The 21683-nt window shown below is 70.3% G+C and carries 19 protein-coding genes; 10 read left to right on the top strand and 9 right to left on the bottom strand.

Going from position 1 to position 21683, the window contains the following annotated elements; genetic code table 11:
• Positions 1–215: 215 nt before the first annotated feature.
• Together ACWGJY_RS23215 and ACWGJY_RS23210 are read right to left on the bottom strand one after the other, a co-directional pair.
• On the bottom strand, positions 216–830 hold the full coding sequence (locus ACWGJY_RS23215; RefSeq protein ID WP_453262778.1) for a SigE family RNA polymerase sigma factor: 615 nt from the start codon (positions 828–830) through the stop codon (positions 216–218).
• 357 nt (positions 831–1187) lie between these two features.
• The gene (locus tag ACWGJY_RS23210; protein WP_453262744.1) at positions 1188–2147 is read right to left on the bottom strand and encodes an A/G-specific adenine glycosylase; all 960 of its coding nucleotides are present in this window, start codon (positions 2145–2147) and stop codon (positions 1188–1190) included.
• Between the two features lie 397 nt (positions 2148–2544).
• Here ACWGJY_RS23210 and ACWGJY_RS23205 point away from each other — a divergent pair, with 397 nt between their 5' ends.
• Together ACWGJY_RS23205 and ACWGJY_RS23200 are read left to right on the top strand one after the other, a co-directional pair.
• Positions 2545–3357, top strand: a complete 813-nt coding sequence (locus ACWGJY_RS23205) for a hypothetical protein (protein WP_453262743.1) — start codon at positions 2545–2547, stop codon at positions 3355–3357.
• A gap of 491 nt (positions 3358–3848) precedes the next feature.
• Complete coding sequence (locus ACWGJY_RS23200) at positions 3849–4676, top strand: hypothetical protein (protein WP_453262742.1); 828 nt, start codon at positions 3849–3851, stop codon at positions 4674–4676.
• 112 nt (positions 4677–4788) lie between these two features.
• Here the strand turns inward: ACWGJY_RS23200 and disA are convergent, their stop codons facing one another.
• Entirely contained in the window at positions 4789–5913 is a 1125-nt protein-coding gene (disA, locus tag ACWGJY_RS23195; protein WP_453262741.1) for a DNA integrity scanning diadenylate cyclase DisA, read from the bottom strand.
• 123 nt (positions 5914–6036) lie between these two features.
• Entirely contained in the window at positions 6037–7449 is a 1413-nt protein-coding gene (gene radA / locus ACWGJY_RS23190) for a DNA repair protein RadA (protein WP_453262740.1), read from the bottom strand.
• Positions 7450–7846: 397 nt separating this feature from the next.
• Between radA and ACWGJY_RS23185 the strand changes: the two genes are divergently transcribed.
• Complete coding sequence (locus tag ACWGJY_RS23185) at positions 7847–9697, top strand: BACON domain-containing protein (RefSeq protein WP_453262739.1); 1851 nt, start codon at positions 7847–7849, stop codon at positions 9695–9697.
• A 123-nt stretch (positions 9698–9820) separates the two neighbouring features.
• On the opposite strand, the gene ACWGJY_RS23180 is transcribed toward ACWGJY_RS23185, so the two are convergent.
• The gene (locus tag ACWGJY_RS23180) at positions 9821–10699 is read right to left on the bottom strand and encodes a hypothetical protein (protein WP_453262738.1); all 879 of its coding nucleotides are present in this window, start codon (positions 10697–10699) and stop codon (positions 9821–9823) included.
• Between the two features lie 75 nt (positions 10700–10774).
• On the opposite strand from ACWGJY_RS23180, the gene ACWGJY_RS23175 reads away from it, so the two are divergent.
• On the top strand, positions 10775–11701 hold the full coding sequence (locus ACWGJY_RS23175; RefSeq protein WP_453262737.1) for a Ppx/GppA phosphatase family protein: 927 nt from the start codon (positions 10775–10777) through the stop codon (positions 11699–11701).
• 183 nt (positions 11702–11884) lie between these two features.
• On the opposite strand, the gene ACWGJY_RS23170 is transcribed toward ACWGJY_RS23175, so the two are convergent.
• Together ACWGJY_RS23170 and ACWGJY_RS23165 are read right to left on the bottom strand one after the other, a co-directional pair.
• Positions 11885–13252 carry an amidohydrolase family protein gene (locus ACWGJY_RS23170; RefSeq protein ID WP_453262736.1) on the bottom strand — a complete coding sequence of 456 codons (1368 nt, stop codon included), beginning with the start codon at positions 13250–13252 and terminating at the stop codon, positions 11885–11887.
• Positions 13253–13340: 88 nt separating this feature from the next.
• Complete coding sequence (locus ACWGJY_RS23165; RefSeq protein WP_453262735.1) at positions 13341–13640, bottom strand: hypothetical protein; 300 nt, start codon at positions 13638–13640, stop codon at positions 13341–13343.
• A 141-nt stretch (positions 13641–13781) separates the two neighbouring features.
• Between ACWGJY_RS23165 and ACWGJY_RS23160 the strand changes: the two genes are divergently transcribed.
• The 6 genes from ACWGJY_RS23160 to ACWGJY_RS23135 all read left to right on the top strand — a co-directional run bounded on the left by ACWGJY_RS23160 (position 13782) and on the right by ACWGJY_RS23135 (position 19441).
• Positions 13782–14735, top strand: coding sequence for an Lrp/AsnC family transcriptional regulator (locus tag ACWGJY_RS23160; protein WP_453262734.1), 954 nt, complete (start codon positions 13782–13784; stop codon positions 14733–14735).
• Positions 14736–14898: 163 nt separating this feature from the next.
• Positions 14899–15723, top strand: a complete 825-nt coding sequence (locus tag ACWGJY_RS23155) for a sugar phosphate isomerase/epimerase family protein (protein ID WP_453262733.1) — start codon at positions 14899–14901, stop codon at positions 15721–15723.
• Positions 15720–16376, top strand: coding sequence for a TetR/AcrR family transcriptional regulator (locus ACWGJY_RS23150; RefSeq protein ID WP_453262732.1), 657 nt, complete (start codon positions 15720–15722; stop codon positions 16374–16376). The genes ACWGJY_RS23155 and ACWGJY_RS23150 overlap by 4 nt, the downstream gene beginning before the upstream one ends.
• Positions 16377–16634: 258 nt before the next feature.
• Positions 16635–18485, top strand: a complete 1851-nt coding sequence (ilvD, locus tag ACWGJY_RS23145) for a dihydroxy-acid dehydratase (RefSeq protein WP_453262731.1) — start codon at positions 16635–16637, stop codon at positions 18483–18485.
• Positions 18486–18547: 62 nt separating this feature from the next.
• Positions 18548–18679 (top strand): hypothetical protein, encoded by a 132-nt coding sequence (locus ACWGJY_RS23140; protein WP_453262730.1) that lies wholly within the window; start codon positions 18548–18550, stop codon positions 18677–18679.
• Between the two features lie 507 nt (positions 18680–19186).
• Complete coding sequence (locus ACWGJY_RS23135; RefSeq protein WP_453262729.1) at positions 19187–19441, top strand: hypothetical protein; 255 nt, start codon at positions 19187–19189, stop codon at positions 19439–19441.
• Positions 19442–19515: 74 nt separating this feature from the next.
• Here ACWGJY_RS23135 and ACWGJY_RS23130 read toward each other — a convergent pair whose 3' ends face one another.
• Together ACWGJY_RS23130 and ACWGJY_RS23125 are read right to left on the bottom strand one after the other, a co-directional pair.
• Positions 19516–20076, bottom strand: a complete 561-nt coding sequence (locus tag ACWGJY_RS23130) for a hypothetical protein (protein ID WP_453262728.1) — start codon at positions 20074–20076, stop codon at positions 19516–19518.
• A 10-nt stretch (positions 20077–20086) separates the two neighbouring features.
• Entirely contained in the window at positions 20087–21682 is a 1596-nt protein-coding gene (locus ACWGJY_RS23125) for an alpha/beta hydrolase (protein WP_453262727.1), read from the bottom strand.
• Position 21683: the final 1 nt, after the last annotated feature.

Here is a 21683-nt window from a genome sequence, read left to right as displayed (position 1 = left end):
ATGTGATTGTCGCGCGTCGAGCTGTGAGCCGTAAGGCGCCTGGCGCTGTGTCCGTTTTCATCAATAAAGGCGGACTTTGCCTTGCATGTGGCGCTATGTCAGTTGTCATGCTCGACGTGCCGTTCGGCGTGGCGCTCGATGTGCCGTTCGATGTGCCGTTCGATGTGATGCTCGACGCGGCGCTCGCTGTGGCGCCTCGCGCCGTGCGGCGGCCCTCAGGCTGCGCACCGCTCCCGGCTCCGCTCGCCCCGCTCGCCGCGCTCCAGCATCCGGGCATCGATGTCCCGCATCTGCAGCTCCTGGCGCAGTCGGGCCAGCGCGCGGTGCAGCGTGCTCTTGACAGTTCCCGTGGACATGCCGAGCGCCGCCGCGGTCTCCTCCGTGCTCATCTGCTCCCAGTGCCGCAGCACGACAACGCTGCGCTGCTTGGGAGCCAGCACCCCGAGGATGTCCATCAGGAGGGCGCGGTCGGCACGCTGCTCGGTGCCGTCGTCCACGCTCGCGTCCGGGAGCTGCTCGGTGGGCACCTCTTCGAGCTTGCGCGCCCGCCACCACTCCGTCCGCGTGTTGATCATGACGCGGCGCAGATAGGCGTCGGCCAGCGACTTGTCCGCGATGCCGTCCCAGCGCCCGTAAGTACGCACCAATGCCGTCTGCAGCAGATCCTGGGCGTCGACCGGGTCGGGCACCAGGCGCCGGGCACTCCGCAACAGGGCCTCCTGCCGCGTACGAACGTACTCTTCGAAGTCCAGTACCTTGCCGCCGCTGGTCGCCATTCCGACGCCTCCGATCCGCTTACGGTTCCCCACGTTGACCGTGCTGGCGGTCATCTCCAGCACGAGGGAGACGCTACGGAGAGGGTGTTGCGGCGTAATGTGCGTCGGCCCTACAGGGAGTGCACGGAAAACCCTCGGTTGTGTAACAGCCCGCCAGGGGTCATACCTCAGATGGACAGGGGCCCGCTGCGCGTCATGCTCCGGGGGGAGGGGCGCCCCCGCCGGAAGGTGGGGCCGGCCGTGACGCGGCGGCAATCCGGCGGCGGGAAGGACTTCTTCCGGACGTATCCGGGCACCTTTCGGTCAAGTGACGCGAAAAGTGACTGGGGATCAGGCAGGGGTGCCGAACGCGGAAGGGCGCGGCCTCCGAAGCGGCCGCGCCCCCTGTTCCCTTACGGGTGAACCGCCGCGCTACGTCAGCGGCAGCCGGTAGCGGCCACCGCCGAGCGGCTCCACCAAACCGTCCGAGACCAGCCCGTCCAGCGCCCGTGCCCGCTGTACCGGCTCGTCCCACACCGCGTCCAGCACCTGCTGCGGCACCGGCGTGACCGCCTCGCGCAGCACAGCCAGCAGCTTGCCGCGTACCTGCCGGTCGGTACCGGCATACGTCTGGGTACGACGTGGCGGACCGTCGTGCGCCGGGGACCCCGCCTGCCGCCAGGAGCACTGCGCGGCAATCGGGCAGCGGCCGCACTCCGGCGCACGCGCCGTACACAGCAGCGCACCCAGCTCCATCGTGGCCGCCGCCCAGCGCGCAGCCAGGTTCTCGTCCTCGGGCAGCAGTGCGCGGGCGAGCTTGCGCTCCGCCGCGGTGGTGGCGTTCGGCGGGAACTGGCGACCGGCCACCGCGCGGGCGAACACCCGGCGCACATTGGTGTCCAGCACGGCATGCCGCTGCCCGTACGCGAACGACGCGACGGCGGCGGCGGTGTACTCGCCGACGCCGGGCAGCGCCAGCAACTGGCCGTGCTCGCGCGGCACGTCGCCACCGTGCCGCTCCTGTATGGCGGAGGCGGCGGCATGCAGCCGCAGGGCGCGGCGCGGATAGCCGAGCCGGCCCCAGGCCCGTACCGCCTCGCCGGGTGCCTCGGCGGCCAGGTCGGCGGGGCGCGGCCAGCGGGCCAGCCACTGCTCGTAGACCGGCAGCACTCTGCTGACCGGGGTCTGCTGCAGCATGAACTCGCTCACCATCACGCCCCAGGCGCCCGCCTCGGGGCGGCGCCAGGGCAGATCGCGGGCGTGCTCGTCGAACCAGTCGGTGACCGGGCCGTGCAGCGCGGTCCCGTCGGCGGCTCCCGCGGCCGCGTCGGCGGCGGAAACGGTCTCGGCGGCGGCGGTCGTGGCAGTGGTGGTGACAGGCGTCGAAGTCATGGCACTGCCGATCCTGGCACGTCCGGGCTCACCCGGGAAACGCACCGGGCCCGCCCCGCCGCGCGCCCACCCGCACGCAGGACGAACGGTTACGCACGGGTGGCGGCTACCGGCGGTATGCGGCGGTATGCGGCGGTACGGGACGAGCGGGCGCCGGACTCGGATGGGCGGGGCGTGACGACAGGGTGTCGGGCTCGGATGGGCGGGGCGTGGCATGCGGCATGCCGCATGCGGTGTGTGGCAGGTGGTGCCGGATGCAGGACGCGGTGGGGTTGGGCACTCAGGGATTCAGGGTTCAGGGTTTCAGGGCGACCACAAAATGAGGGGAACTGATTACTCTGCGTAATCGTTGCTGGAATAATGGAGGCGGCAAGCAGGGAAAGCGGAGGATGAGGGCATGGCGGATGAGGGCGTGACCGATGTGGGCGTCGCGGATGAGGGCATGGCGGGTACAGGTAGTGCGGATGCGGGTGGGGCGGAGATGAGTGGCGGGGAGGGCGCGGCAGGTGCGGGCGGATCGGGCGGCGTGGTGAGTGCGGGCGGTGCGGCTGGATCGGCCGGTGCGGCGGGGGTGGGCGATCCGCCCTGCCCGGAGGTGATCCGGCGGGCGCTGGCCGCGCATACGACAATGACGCTGGCGTATGTGGACGAGGGCGGACCGCAGGCGTGCGCGGTGCTGTACGCGACCGATGCGGTTGGCGCTCTCGATGCGATTGGCGCTGCCGGTGCGGCTGATGCGGTCGATACGGCCCGTGTAGTTGATGCGACCGGTGCGGCCGACACGGCTGGTGCGGCCGGTGCGGCCAACACGGCCGGTGCGGCTGGCGCAATCGACGGGGAGGGTGGCAGGAAGGACGGCGGTGCGGTGGGTGCCGGGCCCGCGCTGTACTTCGTCACCGCGGCCACGACTCGGCACGGCCGGGCTCTGGCGGAGCCCGGCGCACGGGTCGCGTTCACGGCGCAGCGGGACGGCCAGGAGTGGAGCGCCCTGACTGGACTTCAGGGGCGGGGCCGCTGCCGCACCCTGACCGGCGCCGAGCGGGCGGCCGGCTGGCGGGTCTATCTGGAGCGCTTCCCCTTCGTCGCGGCGAGCGACCGGCTGCGCGCCGCGCTGGAGCGGACCGTGCTGTGGGAGCTGCGCCCCGACTGGCTGCGGTTGATCGACAACGGGCAGGGCTTCGGTCACAAGGAGGAGTGGCCGAGCCGGTGAGGGCGGAACGCCGGCCCGCGCTTCCTCTCCGGTGGGGGCGGACTCTCTGGAGAGGGTGGACGCTCTGGAGAGGGGGACTCTCCGGTGAGGATGGAAGGCCCGCCCGTGCTTCCTCTTTCTCTTCCTCTTCCGTTTCTTCCGTCTCTTCCGACGAGGGTCAAGGGTGCGACCCGCCGATGTTCAGAGGCATCCGGCGAACGTTCAGGGGGTAACTCGCCGACGGCCACGGGCGCAGGGTGCCGACGGCCACGGGCGCATCCCGCCGACGGCGAAGGGCGTCTCGGGCAATGGCGAGGCCGGAGCGGAGCAGAATCAGACCTAGGAGTAGAACCAGACCTAACGGGCATCTGGCGTGTTAAGGGTGGAAATGCGGCCGGGAAGTCGTCGCGGGGGTGAACGCAAGCCGCTGCCGGACCGATCATGGGAAAAGTTGCAGTCGGATGCGGCGGGTACTGGCCGGTGTGGCGGCCGATCTCTCGTAGAGTTTCCGCGTGGGATCACTGCGCAATCCGATCGGGCCGCTTCCCTCCTCCATCTACTGGCGGCGGAGGGCTGTTGCGCTGGCCATCGTCGTGCTGCTCGCCCTTCTGGTGGTGTGGGCCCTCAACTTGGGCGGAAGCGGCGGCAAGAACAGCGCCGAGGGCAAGGGGTCGCACGGTAAGGGACCCGCGACGTCCATCACGCCGGGGCCCTCCTCCAGCGGTCCGGTGATCGGCCAAAAGCCGGGCGGGCGCGATGAGTCGGGTGGCGGGGGCTCGGGTTCCGGGTCCGGCTCCGGTGGCGGATCGGGCGCCGCGGGCGGCGGCAGTGATGAGTCCGGTGGCGGCGATTCCGGCTCCGGAAGTTCCGGTTCCGTTCCCGGTGGTCCGATCGGCCAGGGCTCGGGCAAGAACGCCGTCGAGGCTGCATCGTCGCTCCCCAACTGCGTTTCCGGGAAGGCGGAGTTGGTGCTGGACAGCGTCAAGGATTCCTACCCGACGGACGTGAAGCCGAAGTTCGAGCTGACGATCAAGAATGCGGCCGGTGCCGCCTGCAAGGTGGACCTCGGACAGAAGGCCACGGTGCTCACCATCACCGACATGGCGGGCGACGACCGGGTGTGGGCCTCGAACGACTGCCCGTCGGGCACCGAGCCCGCACTGTTGCAGGTGCCGGCCAAGGGTTCTGTGAAGCGCACCCTCGTGTGGGATCGCCGGGCCAGCAGCCCGCAGTGCGAGACGCCGAGCTCGGCCACGGTGCCGGACGGCAAGTACCGGATCGAGGCCAAGGTGCCGGGGCTGGAAGCGGCCCATGCCTCGTTCGTCCTGGCCAAGGACTGACGCCGGGAGCCACCGGCCAGGACTGACGCCAGGGGGCACCGGCCAAGGACTGACGCCGGGAGCCACCGGCCTGGGCGTGGCTTCGCCGGGAGGGTCCGGACGGGACGGCTGCCTAGACGTACCGCTCCAGGATCGACGACTCCGCCAGTCGAGAGAGTCCCTCGCGGACCGAGCGGGCGCGCGCCTCGCCGACGCCGTCGACCGTCTGGAGGTCGTCGACGCTGGCGGCGAGCAGCTTCTGCAGGCCGCCGAAGTGGTCGACGAGGCGGTCGATGACCGTGCCGGGCAGCCGGGGGACCTTCGCCAGCAGGCGGAAGCCGCGCGGGGAGACCGCGGAGTCCAGCGTCTCGGGGGCGCCGCTGTAGCCCAACGCGCGGGCCACGGTGGAGAGTTCGAGGAGTTCGGTGTGGCTGAGCGCGTCCAGTTCGGCGAGCGCTTCGACGACCGTGCGGGAGCGTTTGGCGGTCGGCTCGGGGACGTAGTCGCGGGCGACCAGTTCGCGTTCCGGCTCGACGCCGGCGATCAGTTCCTCCAGCTGGAGGGTGAGCAGCCGGCCGTCCGTGCCGAGTTCGACGACGTACTCGGCGATCTCCGTGGCGATCCGGCGGACCATTTCCAGGCGCTGGGCGACCGCGGTGACATCGCGGACCGTCACCAAGTCCTCGATCTCCAGGGCGGAGAGGGTGCCGGCGACCTCGTCCAGGCGGAGCTTGTAGCGCTCCAGGGTCGCCAGCGCCTGATTGGCGCGGGAGAGGATCGCGGCCGACTCCTCCAGGACGCGCCGCTCGCCGTCCACGTAGAGGGCGATCAGTCGCATCGACTGGCTGACGGAGACGACCGGGAAGCCGGCCTGGATCGAGACGCGCTGGGCGGTGCGGTGGCGGGTGCCGGTCTCCTCCGTCGGGATGGAGGCGTCCGGCACCAGCTGCACACCGGCCCGCAGGATTTTGGTGATGTCCTTGTCGAGGACCAGCGCGCCGTCGAGCTTGCACAGTTCGCGCAGCCGGGTCGCGGTGAACTCCACATCGAGCACAAAACCGCCGGTACACATGGTTTCGACGGTCTTGTCGAAGCCCAGCACGATCAGCCCGCCCGTATTGCCGCGGAGGATGCGCTCCAGACCGTCGCGCAGGGCCGTACCGGGCGCGACGGCGCTCAGCGAGGCGCGCATCAGGCTCTCGGTGCCGGAGCTTCCACCGGACCTGCCGGAAGTCGATGCCCGGTCGTTGGCTGCCACTGCACTCCTCCGTCGCAAGGTCTGTCGGTCCGCAGGCCGCCCGGCCCATGCTGTGTTGACGTACGGCGGAGCGTACGTGGCCGACAGGCAATTCTGCGGTGACGGGCGAGACCAGGGCAAAGTCTACCGGCGTGCGCCCTCTTCCTGTGGGGGCTCCCGGCGCACCCGCTTGGGCAGGACGCTGAGGGCCGCTCCGACGTCGGCGACTTCCCGTACCCGCATTCCGTCGGGGATCTTGCCGGGGTCGGAGGGGACCAGGGCGTGGGTGAAGCCGAGCCGGGCGGCCTCGGACAGCCGGCGCTGGACACCGGTGACCCTTCTGACCTCGCCCGCGAGGCCCACCTCGCCGATGGCGACGAGGTTTTTGGGGAGGGGGGTGTCGCTGGCGGCGCTGGCGAGGGCGAGCGCCACGGCGAGGTCGGCGGCGGGTTCGGTGAGCCTCACACCGCCGACCGTCGCGCTGTAGATGTCGCGCTTGCCCAGGGCGCTGATCCGGCCGCGCTGTTCCAGGACGGCGAGCATCATCGAGACCCGGGACGTCTCCAGGCCGGAGGTCGTGCGCCGCGGTGAGGGGATCTGGGAGTCGACGGTCAGCGCCTGGACCTCGGCGACCAGCGGGCGGCGGCCTTCCAGGGTCACCGTCAGGCAGGTGCCGGGCACGGGCTCGGCGCGGCGGGTCAGGAAGAGGCCCGAGGGGTCGGCGAGGCCGGTGATGCCTTCGTCGTGCAGCTCGAAGCAGCCGACCTCGTCGGTGGTGCCGTAGCGGTTCTTGACGCCGCGGACCAGGCGCAGCCGGGCGTGCCGGTCGCCTTCGAAGTGCAGGACGACATCGACGAGATGCTCCAGGAGGCGCGGTCCGGCGATGGCGCCGTCCTTGGTGACATGGCCGACCAGGAGGGTGGACATGCCACGGTCCTTGGATGCCCGGATCAGCGCGCCGGCGACCTCGCGGACCTGGGCCATGCCGCCGGGGGCGCCGTCGATCTCGGGTGAGGCAACGGTTTGTACGGAGTCCAGGATCAGGAGTGAGGGCTTGACCGTGTCCAGGTGGCCGAGGACGGCGGAGAGGTCGGTTTCGGCCGCCAGATACAGATGGTCGTCGAGGGCGCCGATGCGGTCGGCGCGCAGCCGTACCTGGCTGGCGGACTCCTCGCCCGTGACATACAGCGTGCGGTGGGCGTCGGAGGCGGCCTTGGCTGCGACGTCCAGCAGGAGGGTGGACTTGCCGACGCCGGGCTCGCCGGCCAGCAGCACCACGGCGCCCGGGACCAGCCCGCCGCCCAGCACCCGGTCCAGTTCGTCCACGCCCGTGGAGCGGGCGGTGGCCTGCCGGCCGTCGACCTGGCCGATGGGCACCGCGGCGGTGGTGACCCGGCCGGGGGCGGTGGTGCGCACCGCGGGGGCGCCGCCGAATTCCTCGACCGTGCCCCACGCCTGGCATTCGGGACAGCGGCCGAGCCACTTCGCGGTGGTCCAGCCGCATTCCGTGCAGCGGTAGGAGGGGCGCTCCTTGCCGGAGGATTTACGCGTTGCCATGGGGTCACCGTAGCGGTGGGGTCTGACAGTGCTTCCCCGGCGCCCTGCTTCCCTGCTTCCCTGCTTCCCTGATGCCTGGATGCCTGGATGCCTGGATGCTCTGTTGCCCTGTTGCTCTGTTGCCCTGCTGCCCCGAGCGCTTGAGGGGTAGGGGCCGCGTCCGAGGTCTTGAGGGGCCGGGGCCCGTGTCCGGATTGTTCAGGGGTGGAGGGGGCGGCGCGGCGCGGAGTGGGGCGGAGTGAGGCGGGTGTCCTCGCCGGCGGTTGCGCCGACGGAGCGCACCCGCGGTGTAAAGGGCTATTCGTGTCCTCTTTTGAGGGAGATGGTCACCCGTAAGGGTTAAAAGTGTCCACGCGAGCAAGACCGGCTGCATCATCCGCCTACCGTCGCCGGGGTGATGAGCAGCAGGCCCGAGCACCCCACGCACTCCACCGGCGCACACCGGTCGCGCGGCGACGGCCGGCGCCGGAGCCGACCGCAGCCCTCCGAGCCGCCCGGCCCGGACGCCGCGCGCCCTCCGGACAAGCGCTCCGACGGCTACGAGCCTTACCTGGACGGGCTGTTCACCTACTGCCTGTCGGTGCTGTGCGAACACGACGCGGCGACCGCGGTGCTGGGCGAGATGCTCGCGCTCGCCGAGCGGCAGAACGGCCGGCGCCCTTCCGACCGGGCGCTGTACCGCTCCTGGCTCTATGCGCTGGCCCGCTGGGCCTGTCTGCGCCGGCTCGCCGAACGGACCGGCCCGGCCGCCAGGGTCCCGGCCGCCACCGTCATCACCTCCGGCGCCGTCACCGCCCCTGGCGCCACCACCGCCACCACCGCAACCACCTCTGGCGCCGCAGCCGCAGCCGCAGCCGCAGCCGCAGCCGCCGAGGCCGAGGCCGGGCGCCGGCAGCGTGAACTCGCCGCGCTGGCCTGGCCGGAGGCCGCGGGCACCACCCCCGAGCAGCGTGAGGCCCTGGAGCTCTCGGTGCGCCATCACCTCTCGGCCGACGAGGTCGCCGCGGTGCTCGGTACCGCCCCGATCGCCACCCGCGCGCTGCTGGCCACCGCGTCCTGCGAGGTGGAGCGGACCGGGGCGGCGCTGGCCGTCGTCGAATCGGGCCGCTGCCGGGAGGTCGCGCAGCTGGCGGGGGACACCCAGATGCTGCTGGGGGCGGCGCTGAGCCGGGAGTTGGTGCGTCATGTCGACGACTGCGCCGAGTGCCGTCGGACCGCCGAGCGGGCCACCGCACCGGGGACGTGGCCGGGCACCGCGCCGGTGGCCCGGGGCACGCTGCCGTTGATCGCCGCGCCCCGCGAGGCCGTGCGCGGTGCGCTGGCGGCGGCCCGGCGCACCAAGTCGGGCCGGGCGGAGGGCGTGGCCGGTGCGGGAGGCGGTGGCCGGACGGGTGGGGCAAACGGTTCTCCTCGCTATGACCGCAGGGGATTTCCCGTCGGCCCGCCCACGGACCGGGTGGCCCGCCGGCGCCGGCTGCGCGGCCGGGCGCTGACCACCACCGTGATCGCCACGGTGGTCGCGGCGCCGGTGCTGGCCTTGTGGGCGGCGTATCACGGCGGCCCCGCCACGGATGCGGCGGCGGACGACTCGCCTTCGGTGACGGCCGGCGACCGGGGGGCCGGGGAGCAGCTGGGCGGCCGGCCGTACGAGAACGCCGGCAATGCGAGGACGACGCCCGAGCCCGGGTTCCGGGGCGGCGACGGGACGCCCGATGTGTCCGTCGAGGTGATCAGTGCGGACGGCACCCCGCAGCGGCCGGGCGAGCCGGGCAGCCGCACGGAGTCGGGCCCCGGCCGGCTGACGGTCGCCGCGCAGCCCAGCGGCCGGACCACGGTCCTCACGCTCAGCGCCGCGGGCAGCGCGCCGGTGCGCTGGCGCGCGTCGGCGGGCGCGTCCTGGCTGCAGATGAGTCATACGGCGGGGTCGCTGCGGCCGGGGCAGTCCACGACGATCACGGTCTATATCGACCACGACCGGGAGCCCGCGGGCCACTGGCGGGCCAGGATCGCCATCGAGCCGGGCGGCACCGTCGTCACGATGGAGGGCTACGGCGTGACCGGGCCCGCCCCGGGCCCGCAGCGTCCGACGCCCGCGAAGCCGGCACCGCGTCCTTCGCACCCGGCGCCGACGCCCACGCCGACCCCCACGGCCCCGGCGCCCAGCTCCCCGCCCGCGACGCCGGCCCCGAAGCCCACCGGGTCCGGCCCGGCCCCGGCACCGTCGAACACGACGCGTCCCGCCCGCTGAGCGCACCGGGGCCGTGTCGCGCCCCCCGCCGGCCCCGACGCGCGCCCACTTCCGCTTCTGCGCCTACTTCTCCTTCTGCTCCTACTTCTCTCCTTGTATTTCTACTTCTCTACTTCTCTGCTTCTACTTCTGCTTCTGCGGCTTCTTCGGGGGCTTCGGGGGCTTCGGGTCCGCCGGATGCGGCGCCATCGGGAGCGTCGCGGCCAGCCGCTCCTCGCACAGCTCGGCGAGCCTGGCGTAGCCCTTCTTGCCCATCAGCTCCGTCAGCTCCGGCTTGTACGAGACGTAGACCGGGTCGCCCGCGCCGTGTGCCGAGGTCGCGGAGGTGCACCACCAGTGCAGGTCGTGGCCGCCGGAGCCCCAGCCGCGCCGGTCGTACTCGCCGATCGTCACCTGCAGGATCTGGGTGTCGTCCGGCCGGTCGATCCAGTCGTAGGTGCGCCGGACGGGCAGCTGCCAGCAGACGTCCGGCTTGGTCTCCAGGGGCTCGCGGCCCTCGCGCAGCGCGAGGAGGTGCAGCGAGCAGCCCGCGCCGGCCGGGAAGCCGGGGCGGTTCTGGAAGATGCAGGAGCCCTCCCAGCGCCGGGTCTGCCGCTCGCCGTCCTCGTCCTCCTCGGTCCAGCCGGTCGTGGTGCCCACGTCGTGGTGCTGCCACAGGTCGGGCGTGAGCCGTGCCACGTGCCCGGCCACCCGCTCCTCGTCCTCCTCGTCCGAGAAGTGCGCGCCGAGCGTGCAGCAGCCGTCGTCCGCCCGGCCGGCCTGGATGCCCTGGCAGCCGCTGCCGAAGATGCAGGTCCAGCGGGAGGTCAGCCAGGTCAGGTCACAGCGGAAGATTTGTTCGTCGTCGGCCGGGTCGGGGAAGGTGACCCAGGCGCGGGCGAAGTCGAGGCCGACCTCGTCAGCCGGGGCCTTCTTCGGGGACCGCGCCCCGTCAGTCGCCTGAGAGCGCTTTTCTTCCTTGGTGAGCGCTTTTTCGTGCTTCGCCTTTTTCGTCTTTGCCACGACTCCAGCCTAAGGCGCGTCGCGGTGCGCACCGCGACGACAGCAGTGAGCGGTGCGCGCAGTAGGTTTCCCCGTATGAGACTCGGTGTCCTCGATGTGGGTTCGAATACCGTCCATCTGCTGGTGGTGGACGCACACCCGGGCGCGCGCCCGCTGCCCGCCTATTCGCACAAGGCGGAGCTGCGCCTCGCCGAACTCCTCGACGAGGCCGGGGCGATAAGCGACCCGGGTGTGGAGCGGCTGGTGGCCACCGTTCACGAGGCGCTCCAGGTGGCCGAGGACAAGGGCGTCGAGAGCGTGCTGCCGTTCGCCACCTCGGCGGTCCGTGAGGCCACCAACGGTGAGGACGTGCTGCGCCGGGTCTGTGTGGAGACCGGTGTCGAGCTGCGGGTGCTGTCCGGTGAGGACGAGGCGCGGCTCACCTTCCTCGCCGCCCGCCGGTGGCTGGGCTGGTCGGCCGGCCGGCTGCTGGTGCTGGACATCGGCGGCGGCTCGCTGGAGATCGCGTACGGCCTGGACGAGGACCCGGACGTGGCGGTGTCGCTGCCGCTGGGCGCCGGCCGGCTGACCGCGGGCGGTCTGCCCGGCGATCCGCCGGAGTCCGACGACGTACGGACGCTGCGCCGCCGGGTGCGGGCCGAGATCGCCAAGGTGGTGAGCGAGTTCACCCGCTACGGAACTCCCGACCGGGTCGTCGGCACCTCCAAGACCTTCCGGCAGCTGGCCCGGATCGCGGGCGCCGCGCGCTCGGCGGAGGGCCTGTACGTCCAGCGGGAGCTCACCCGTAAGAAGCTGGAGGAGTGGGTGCCGCGGCTGGCCGGGATGTCCGCGGACGAGCGGGGCACGCTGCCCGGGGTGTCCGAGGGGCGCTCGCGGCAGCTGCTCGCCGGGGCGCTGGTCGCCGAGGCGGCGATGGATCTTTTCGGGGTGGAGACGCTGGAGATCTGTCCCTGGGCGCTGCGCGAGGGCGTCATTCTGCGGCGGCTGGACCATCTGCCGTAGGGGGTCCGCCCCGGGCCTGTTCCGGGTTGAGATCATGTGGTGGCTGGGTGGCTGGGTGGCTGGGTGGCTGGGTGGCCGGGAGGCCGGGAGGCCGGGAGGCTGCGGAGCCGGATGATTGCGCCGCGTGGGTGCAGTCCGGCTCGGCAGCTTTCGGGTGTCTCGTCGTAACGGGTAGCCGGCCCCTCACCTCCGGGCCGCGGTGATGCCGGCCTTGTGGAGGCGGTGTGCGGTCTGGTCGGCGTCGGTGAGGAGGTGCGTGCTGTCGGCGACCGGGCGGCCCGCGCGGACGTGGTCGCGTCCGGCGGCGGTGACGGTGTCGATGTGGGAGCGGTCCATCTGCAGCACGACGGTGCTGTAGGGGTCGTGGACGGGGGCAACGTCGGGGCGGTCGGCGCGCAGCACGATCAGGTCAGCCTGCTTGCCGGGGGTCAGTGAGCCGGTGCGCTCGTGCAGGCCGAGGGAGCGGGCGCCGTCGAGGGTGGCCATGCGCAGTACGTCGCGCACCGTGATGCTGTCGGGTGCGCCGACGGTGTGGTCCGCAGCGCGGCGATCGGCATCGACGCCATGATCCGTAAGGGCTACCTCAAAGACGTCTTTCCCTTGGTGGGCATAGCGTCCGGCCTGGTAGGCGGCTCGCAGCTGGGTGAACATGTCGCCGGCGACGGTGACTTCGACGTCGACGCTGAGGGTGACGGGCAGGTTGGGCTGCGCCAGCCCGGGGGCGATCATCGGGTAGCCGTGCCCCATGATCATCTCTATGGCGGGGGAGACGGAGATGCTGCCACCGCTGTCGGCGATGACGGACAGTTCCGCACTGCTGAGGCCGTTGGCGTGGATGAAGGTGGTGCCCGGCAGGATGGCGCCGATCTTGTGCAGGTGGGCGGCGGCGGTCAGGCGGGAGGAGAAGTGCCTTGAGATCGGCACCTCCAGCTCGCGGGCGAGAGCGACATTGGCCAGCTCGTCCTCGTCGCTGCCGCCCTCGGCCACCAGCGCCATCGTCACCATGGCGTGGGGGTCGTTGAGCAGTTCGCCGCGCACGCGGCGGGTGTCGTCGGGCAGGACGGTGCCCTCGGAGCGGATGGTGGGGAAGCTCTTGCCGTAGGCGAAGACGGCCCGGATCCCGGACTCCTTGAGGGCGCTGACCAGGGCATCACTGTGCGCGGGCGTGTCCTGGATATTGGAGAGGTCCTGGATCGTGGTGATGCCGGAGGCCAGGGCGGCGCGGGCGCTGAGCAGATTGCCGGTGTACAGGTCGTGCGGCGTCATCGCGGGGCCGAAGTCGCCGAGGATGTTGTCCATGTACTGCGGGAAGGTGTGGGCGGGCGCGATGCCGCGCAGGATGCCCTGCCACATGTGACGGTGGGTGTCGACGAAGCCGGGAATGATGATGCAGCCGCGCGCATCCACGACCTCAGCGCCCTCGGGGGCCTGAAGGCCTGTGCCGACCTGGACGATGCGGTCGCCGTCCAGGAGAAGGTCGCCGGCCTCGAAATCCCCCAGCGTCGGGTCCATGGTGAGGATGCGGGCATTGCGGTAGAGGCGGACTGTCACGTGCGCTCCTTGAAACAGAGGTGTGTGCGATCGGACGGAGGAGATGCCGGCCGGGCCGCTCAGTTGGAGGAGGTGCCGGCCGGGCCGCTCAGTGCTGCGTGCTCGCGGGGGCCGGCGTGGCGGCTGCGGCCGGCCGGGCCGGGGCATGGGCGTCGCGGCCGAGGCGGCCGATGAGGAACCAGGCGGCGATACCGACGGCGACGGCGGACAGGCCGGCGGTGCGGAAGATCTGCTGCAGGCCGTGGGCGAAGGCACTGCCGTGGGCGAAGGCACTGTTGAGGGCCTCGGCCACCATCGCGCGCCGGCCGGGTGCATTCACGTTGGTCACGTCCAGCAGCAGCATGCACGTTCCCAGGCAGATGGCCGCCAACGGCCACCACTGACGCATCGAAGTACCTCACAGCCTCAACGAGATACCGGCCAACCGGCCGACACCCTCCACTGTGAGAGCAGCCCGCCACCAGACCCAGCCAGCGCCCACTTCTCAAGAAAATGGACAGCCAGTTGCTCATTACGGAGAATATGAACCGTGGCCGAAGCCCTGAACAGGAAGATTCTCCACGCGCTGCAGCTTGACGGCCGCGCCTCGTTCCGAGCGATCGGCCAGGTCATCGGGGTCTCACCCCAGACCGTCACCCGCCGCTACGCACACCTGCGCACTGCGGCCTCCCTGCGCGTTCTCGGCCGCACCCAGCCCTACGCGCTGGGCGACGAGGAATGGTTCCTGCGCGTGCGCTGCACCCCGGATGCCACCGGCCAAGTCGCACGCGCCCTGGCCCGCCACGAGGAGACCGTCTGGATTCACATCACCTCCGGCGGCACCGAGATCGTCTGCACCACCCGCAACCCCGAAGGTGCCGACCCCCTCCTCCTTCGCAACCTCCCCAAGACCCCCCGCGTCACCTCCATGACCGCCCACTGCCTGCTCCACAGCTACTACGGCGGCCCACAAAGCCTCGTCGACAAAGTCGCCCCCCTCACCCCCGAGCAGATCACCGCGCTCGCCTTTCCCAGCCGGCCGCCCCGCCCGACACAACTCACCGACACCGACCGCGCCATCTTGGCCGTCCTGTACGAGGACGGACGCGCAACCAATCAGGAACTCGCCCAAGCCGCGGGCTGTTCACAGTCCACCGCCCAACGCCGCGTCGCCGAACTACGCCATGCGGGCGTCCTCTACTTCGATGTCGACTACGACCCGCACATCCTGCAGCGCTCCCGCCTGGCCATGCTGTGGGCCACTGTCGCCCCACCCCACCTCGAAGAAGCCGGCCGCGCCCTCGCGCAGCACGACGAAGTCTCCTTCGCCGCCTCCACCACCGGCCCCACCAACCTCTACGCGGCCATCACCTGCACCGACAACCGCGCCTTGCACACCTACCTCACCGGCCCCGTCGCCGCCCTCCCCGGCCTCACCCAGGTCGAAACCGCCCCCGTCACCCGCACTTTCAAGCGTGCCGGTTCGGTGCCGCATACCTACTAGGCGGGCCCGCCGCCCGCCCGGCCTTCGTGAGACTCGTCACGCCCCGGTCCGCCCTGCCACACCCGTAGCCCCCTGTCCCGCCTTCGCTGCCTCCACCGACAGGGGGGCCGCGGTCGCCGGACCTCCTGCCCCGCGCCCGGTCCCGGCCCGTACGCTGTCCTTCGTGACAGAGCCAGTGGTGCGCATCCCGGATGCGAAGGTCGCGCTGTCCACGGCCTCGGTGTATCCGGAGTCGACGGCGACGGCCTTCGAGATCGCCGCGCGCCTCGGCTACGACGGCGTCGAGGTCATGGTGTGGACCGACCCGGTCAGCCAGGACATCGAGGCGCTGCGCCGGCTCTCGGGCTACCACGGTGTGCCGGTACTTGCCGTGCACGCCCCGTGTCTGCTGATCACCCAGCGGGTCTGGTCGACCGATCCCTGGGTCAAGCTCCAGCGCGCCCGCAGTGCCGCGGAGAAGCTGGGCGCCTCGACGGTGGTCGTGCACCCGCCGTTCCGCTGGCAGCGCAGCTACGCCCGGGAGTTCGTCCGCGGGGTATGGCGGATGGAGCACGAGACGGACGTGAAGTTCGCCGTCGAGAACATGTACCCGTGGCGCTACCGGGACCGCGAGATGCTGGCGTACGCCCCTGACTGGGACCCCACCAACGACGACTACCGGCACTTCACGGTCGATCTGTCGCACACCGCCACCGCCCGCAGCGACGCCCTGGAGATGGCGGGGCGGATGGGCGACCGGCTGGCGCATATCCATCTCGCCGACGGCAACGGCTCCGCCAAGGACGAGCATCTGGTGCCGGGGCGCGGCAGCCAGCCCTGCGCCGCGATGCTGGAGCGGCTGGCGGCCACCGGCTTCGACGGCCATGTGGTCGTCGAGGTCAACACCCGGCGGGCGATGTCGGCGGCCGAGCGGGAGGCGGACCTCGCCGAGGCACTGGCCTTCACCCGGCTGCATCTGGCCTCGCCGACCTGGGTCCCGGGCTCGTGAGCGGCCGCGGGGACGGGCCGGACGGCACCCCCGCCGGGCCCGGTACGCCCCCGCCGCCCCGCCGCCGGGGCCGCCCGGCCCGCGCCGCCGCCGAGGCCGGTCCCGGTGCCCGCGAACGCATCCTGGCCGCGGCCCGTACGGAGTTCGCCGAGCGCGGCTACGACAAGACCTCGGTGCGCGGTATCGGCAAGGCGGCCGGGGTGGACGCGGCACTGGTGCACCACTACTTCGGCACCAAGGAGCAGGTCTTCGAGGCCGCCATCGAGCTGACCGTCGCGCCCGCGCTGACCATGCCGGACGCGCTCGCGGGCGGCGGCGCGGACGTGGGCGAGCGGATGGCTCGCTTCATGTTCGGCGTCTGGGAGAACCCGGTCACCCGGCAGCCGCTGCTGGCGATCATGCGCTCGGCGCTGACCCACGACACCGCGGCGGCGGTGCTGCGCGGCCTCATCGAGCGCCGGATGCTCCAGCGGGTGGCCGGTGAACTGGCCGTGCCCGACCCGGAGTTCCGGGTGCAGCTGGCCGCCGGGCACCTCATCGGGATCGCCATGCTGCGCTATGTGATCAGGATGGAACCGGTGGCCTCGGCGGACGCGGAGGAGATCATCGCCATGGTCGCGCCGGCTCTCCAGCGCTATCTGACGCAGCCCTGACAATCGGCTCGATTGCCGCCCCAGAGGCCTGCCCACCGCCACGACCTGCAAGAACGGCTTCCGCCCCGGTGTCCGCAGTCCGGGCACTCGTCTCACATGCCGGAGAGGCTGTCCAGATCTTGGATCAAGGGCGTAATCTCGACGGGAGCTGATATATGACGCCACCCGGTACGTGGCAGGGCCAGGGCCAGTGCCACGGTCAGGGCCAGGTACCGGCGCCGGCGGTCGTACGGACGTAATCCCGAGGGAGTGACCATCGTGCCCGAGCTGAGGTCCCGCACCGTTACCCATGGCCGCAACATGGCCGGCGCCCGAGCCCTTATGCAGGCCTCCGGCGTAGCGCGGGAGGACTTCGGCAAGCCGATCATCGCCGTCGCCAACAGCTTCACCGAGTTCGTGCCCGGCCACACCCACCTCCAGCCGGTCGGCCGGATCGTCTCCGAGGCGATCCACGCGGCCGGCGGCATCGCCCGCGAGTTCAACACCATCGCGGTCGACGACGGCATCGCCATGGGCCACGGCGGCATGCTCTACAGCCTGCCCTCCCGCGACCTGATCGCCGACTCCGTCGAGTACATGGTCGAGGCGCACTGCGCGGACGCGCTGATCTGCATCTCCAACTGCGACAAGATCACCCCGGGCATGCTGATGGCCGCGATGCGGCTCAACATCCCGACCGTCTTCGTCTCCGGCGGTCCCATGGAGTCCGGCAAGGCGACCCTCGTCGACGGCACGGTCCGCACCCTCGACCTGGTCGACGCGATCTCGGACGCCGTCAACGACAAGATCTCCGACGAGGACATCCTCCGTATCGAGGAGAACGCCTGTCCGACCTGTGGCTCCTGTTCCGGCATGTTCACCGCCAACTCCATGAACTGCCTGACCGAGGCGATCGGCCTCTCACTGCCCGGCAACGGCTCGGTGCTGGCCACCCACACCGCCCGCAGGGCGCTGTACGAGAACGCCGGCCGCACCGTCGTCGAGATCACCAAGCGGCACTACGACGAGGACGACCACACCGTCCTGCCGCGCAACATCGGCACCCGCGCCGCCTTCGAGAACGCCATGGCCCTGGACATCGCCATGGGCGGCTCGACGAACACGATCCTGCACTTGCTCGCCGCGGCCCAGGAAGCCGGCCTCGACTTCGACCTGGACGACATCAACGCGGTCTCGCGCCGGGTGCCGTGCCTGGCCAAGGTCGCGCCGAACGTCGCGCCGGGCGGCACGTACTACATGGAGGACGTGCACCGGGCCGGCGGCATCCCCGCCATCCTCGGCGAGCTCTACCGCGCCGGACTGCTCAACGAGGACGTGCACACCGTGCACAGCGCCTCGATCGGCGAATGGCTCAAGACCTGGGACGTGCGCGGCGGTTCACCGTCCGACGTGGCCGTCGAGCTGTGGCACGCGGCCCCCGGCTGCAAGCGCTCGGCGACCGCCTTCTCCCAGTCCGAGCGCTGGGACTCGCTCGACGTGGACGCGGCCGGCGGCTGCATCCGGGATCTGGCCCACGCCTACTCCGCCGACGGCGGCCTGGCCGTCCTCAAGGGGAACCTCGCCGAGGACGGCTGCGTCGTGAAGACCGCCGGCGTCGACGAGTCGATCTGGACCTTCGAGGGCCCGGCCGTGGTCTGCGAATCGCAGGAAGAGGCCGTCGACAAGATCCTCACCAAGCAGGTCAAGGACGGCGACGTCGTCGTCATCCGCTACGAGGGCCCCAAGGGCGGCCCCGGCATGCAGGAGATGCTCTACCCGACCTCCTTCCTCAAGGGCCGCGGCCTGGGCAAGACCTGCGCGCTGGTCACCGACGGCCGCTTCTCCGGCGGCACCTCCGGCCTGTCCATCGGCCACGCCTCGCCCGAGGCGGCCTCCGGCGGCACCATCGCCCTCGTCGAGGACGGCGACCGCATCCGCATCGACATCCCGAACCGCACCATCGAACTCCTCGTCGGCGACGTGGAGTTGGAGTCCCGCAAGCTGGCCCTGGAAGGCGTCTACGCGCCGAAGCAGCGCGAGCGCAAGGTCTCGCAGGCGCTGCGCGCGTACGCGGCCATGGCCACCAGCGCCGACAAGGGCGCGGTGCGCGACGTGAGCAAGCTGGGCTGAGGCCGGGGCGCATACAGCGCGGCAGCCACGGCGGCACAGCAAGGCAGAGCAAGACGCAGCAGGTGATTTCCTGGTGGCACTGGCAGACCAAGGACGGCCGCTACAAGCTGCCGGGACACAAGGGCAAGATCGGTACGATCACCGCTTTCTGTCAGGGCGTCAACCGTTGCCCTGACGTCGTGAACACCGTCTGACTCGCACTCCCAGGGAGAATCGATCACCGTGGTTGAGGACGACCCCACCGCCGACCGAACCCCGCGCGACGATCTCCTGGAGAGCCTGTTGGGGAGGCTGCGTGAATTCGTGGCCTCCCCTTTGACGCCGGGTTCGCAGGTGTTGCGGGGGCTGCTCCCACCGACAGAAATGGATCACGGTGCGAGAGCCGTCTTGTGGGACGGCCAAGATCTTGACACCACGTATGCCCTGGAGATCCCGCTGCTCGACGATGACGGAGAGGAAATCCCTCACGATCACTTCATCGCCGCACTACGCGCGTGCATCGCCCAGCGCGAGGCTCTCGGTCCGCCCACCCCGACGAAGTATTCCCGGTACCTGTACTCGACGCCCGGCGTCACTTCCTCCATACCGTCGATGCCCCGCCCCTCACCTTGGCGGATGCTGTGTACCTGCCGCTGCTTTCCCTCGGTTCGGCGAACGACCCGGCGCCCCTTTCCGAAGACGTGGAAGAGGAAGCAGGGGAGGTGGAGTGGCGCCTCCTCGGCTTCATGCTCGTCGACGAGCGGTACGCCCGGTACTACGTCAGATGGACGGAAACCGGCGATGTCTGGGGGCTCGACTTCTGTATGCGCGACGAGGCAGGGAAGGTCGACTCACGCGGTGGGACCGCCGACATGATCTTCCCGGCGCTGGCATCGTCACACGACCTCGAACGTTTCCAGCGACCGGTCTCCGATATCCGCTGCCAGGCCGTATACGACCTCACTACCTGGTGCTGACTCCGGTCGGCGGCTGCCGACGCCGCAGGCGCTGTGCGGCCGATGTGCGCGCGCCACGGCGGCCCGTGCGCGTCTCAGAACTTCTGCTGCTTGGCCCCGGGGGGCAGGAAGCAGGGGGTACTGACGGACAGGCGGAGGGTGTTGGGGGGCTTCACAGAATCCGCGATGAGCGAGAAGTTCTCCTTGTCGTGGCGGCCGTCGAGAACGACTTGGTGAGCATGCGGGCGTTCTTCGTAGGACGAAACATCCACGCCCCCCTGCTCTTTGAGCGCAGCCCGGAGTTTGCGGACCGCTGGAATGTGCTCGGCCTGCGGCAGGTCGGCGTACACGGTGTACGTCAGCGTGTACCGGCCGTCCTGCGCCACCTCGTCGTTCTGGCCGATACATTCCTCGAAGTCCGTGAAAGGGCCGAATTTATTACCTATCTTGACTTTGGCATAGTGGGCCATGGTCGAGGTGTATTTCTTCGCCCAAGCCAATGATTCCTCACGGCTTTTACGCGGTAGTGCCTTGTTGGGGTCGTTGGATTGCTGAGTCATACAGGCTCCGGTGAACAAGATGACCGAGGCGGCCAATACGATCAGGCAGGTTCGCCTAAATAGCTTGATCGTCACCTTGGAGTGCTTTTTCTCCAAGGGTTTTTCCTTACATGTCAACGGGTGCATAGGGTGCCTTATCCGGCTCTCGACCTGCAATGATCCGTCCCTGATTGGCGAGACTCCCGCTGTTGTCGTCCCAGTAGCCACTGTGTCCGTGGGTATCGGTGACGAACCGGGTCCCGCCGAAGATCTGCGTGTTCGGGTCGGGTCCGAGTGTCAGATCCTGCGCTTGGCTGATGGGATCGTCGGAGGCGATCCCCGTGTAGAAGTGGTCGGGATTGACATGGAGATCTGATGCGCTGCCGACTGTCATCCCCGGACTGCCGACGACGGAAATGCTGTCTGCGTCGAGCCCATTGCCCCCGGCATCCGCGTCGCCCACAACCGACGCGCCATAGCTGTGCCCCAACACGGTCATGTGCGCACGGTCCGGCCCCTCATGCGAGGCGCGCAGGCCGTGGGTGAAATTTCGCAGATCCGGTGCGGCATCGTCCGCCCGGCCAGTGCCGGCGACGGCGAGATTCGGGGCGTCGATACTGGGAATTTCGGGGGCGTCGTAACCGAGCCAGTAGACCATCGAGGTGTTCGCCGATGGATTGGCGCGCTCAGCCGACCTCTGCAGTTTTTCGATCCGCGACAGCTGTCCCCCGGTCGAGTCCATCGTCGTGGCAGTGCCGGGCACCTGCACACCGACGTTGTCAGCGGTGTCCGGGTTTCCCATGGCGATCACGGCTTTACCGTCGTCGAAGTCGTCGAAGTCGAGAAGGTAGAGCTTCTTGTTACCCGTTGCACCGTCACGCTTGTCGAGTTCTGCCTTCAGAACTTCAAGGTTGTGACGGTCCTCCGGGATGCCAGGGATAGCCTGGTCGCTGCCGCTGACGAAGTTGAGTTCCTGATCCAGTGCGAGCCGGTTCGCATCGTCGCGGACATTGCTCGGCAGACCATTCGCCTTGCCGATCTGCTCCGGGTACATGGTGGCGTACTCCTGGCGAGACGCGTCGTCGAGGCCTTTCCACCAAGCGGCGGCGTTCTTGGGGTCCTTGGGGATCTGCGGCCCCTTGATGCCCAGGTCCTTCATGGCCTGTTGGGTGTCGCCTGCGGACTCGGCGGCCATGTGCTTGTTGGTGCGGTCCATGATCTCGCCACGCAGCGCCGCCAGTGCGTGATGACCGTCGTCACTGGCCTTCCGTGCATCTTTGACCGCGGTGTCGATCTCTTCCTGGAAGTGCTTCATCCGGTCCAGCTTGCTCTGTGCTTCGTCCGGCGACTCGTCCGTTTCGCAGGAAGCTTCACCTACGGAACCGGAGTCGTCGACGACGAATCCCTCGGATTCCGTGCTCCGCACCGCGTTGCGTAAGTCTGTCTGCGCCTGCTCCATACGGAACCGAACCGTGTCGATCGCCTTCGAGATGGTCATCGACTCGGTGCGGACCACATTGATGCGCATCTCGATGTCCTCAAGGAACGTCAGCGCGGCTTTGGCGTCGTCCCCTTGCCAGGACGAGTGCAGCGGACCGGTCACCTTCGTACGGTGCTGGTCGAATGCGCTGTCCATCTCCCGCGAAACCCGCTGCCAGGAGTCGGCGGCAGCCGTCATATCTGCGAAGTCCTGCTTCAGCAGACGTGCGTAGTCGGAAGCCATC

It is taken from the genome of Streptomyces sp. NPDC054765, assembly GCF_053612065.1.
Note: the sequence above shows the minus strand (reverse complement) of the source record. Positions and strands in the feature narration are given on the sequence as shown.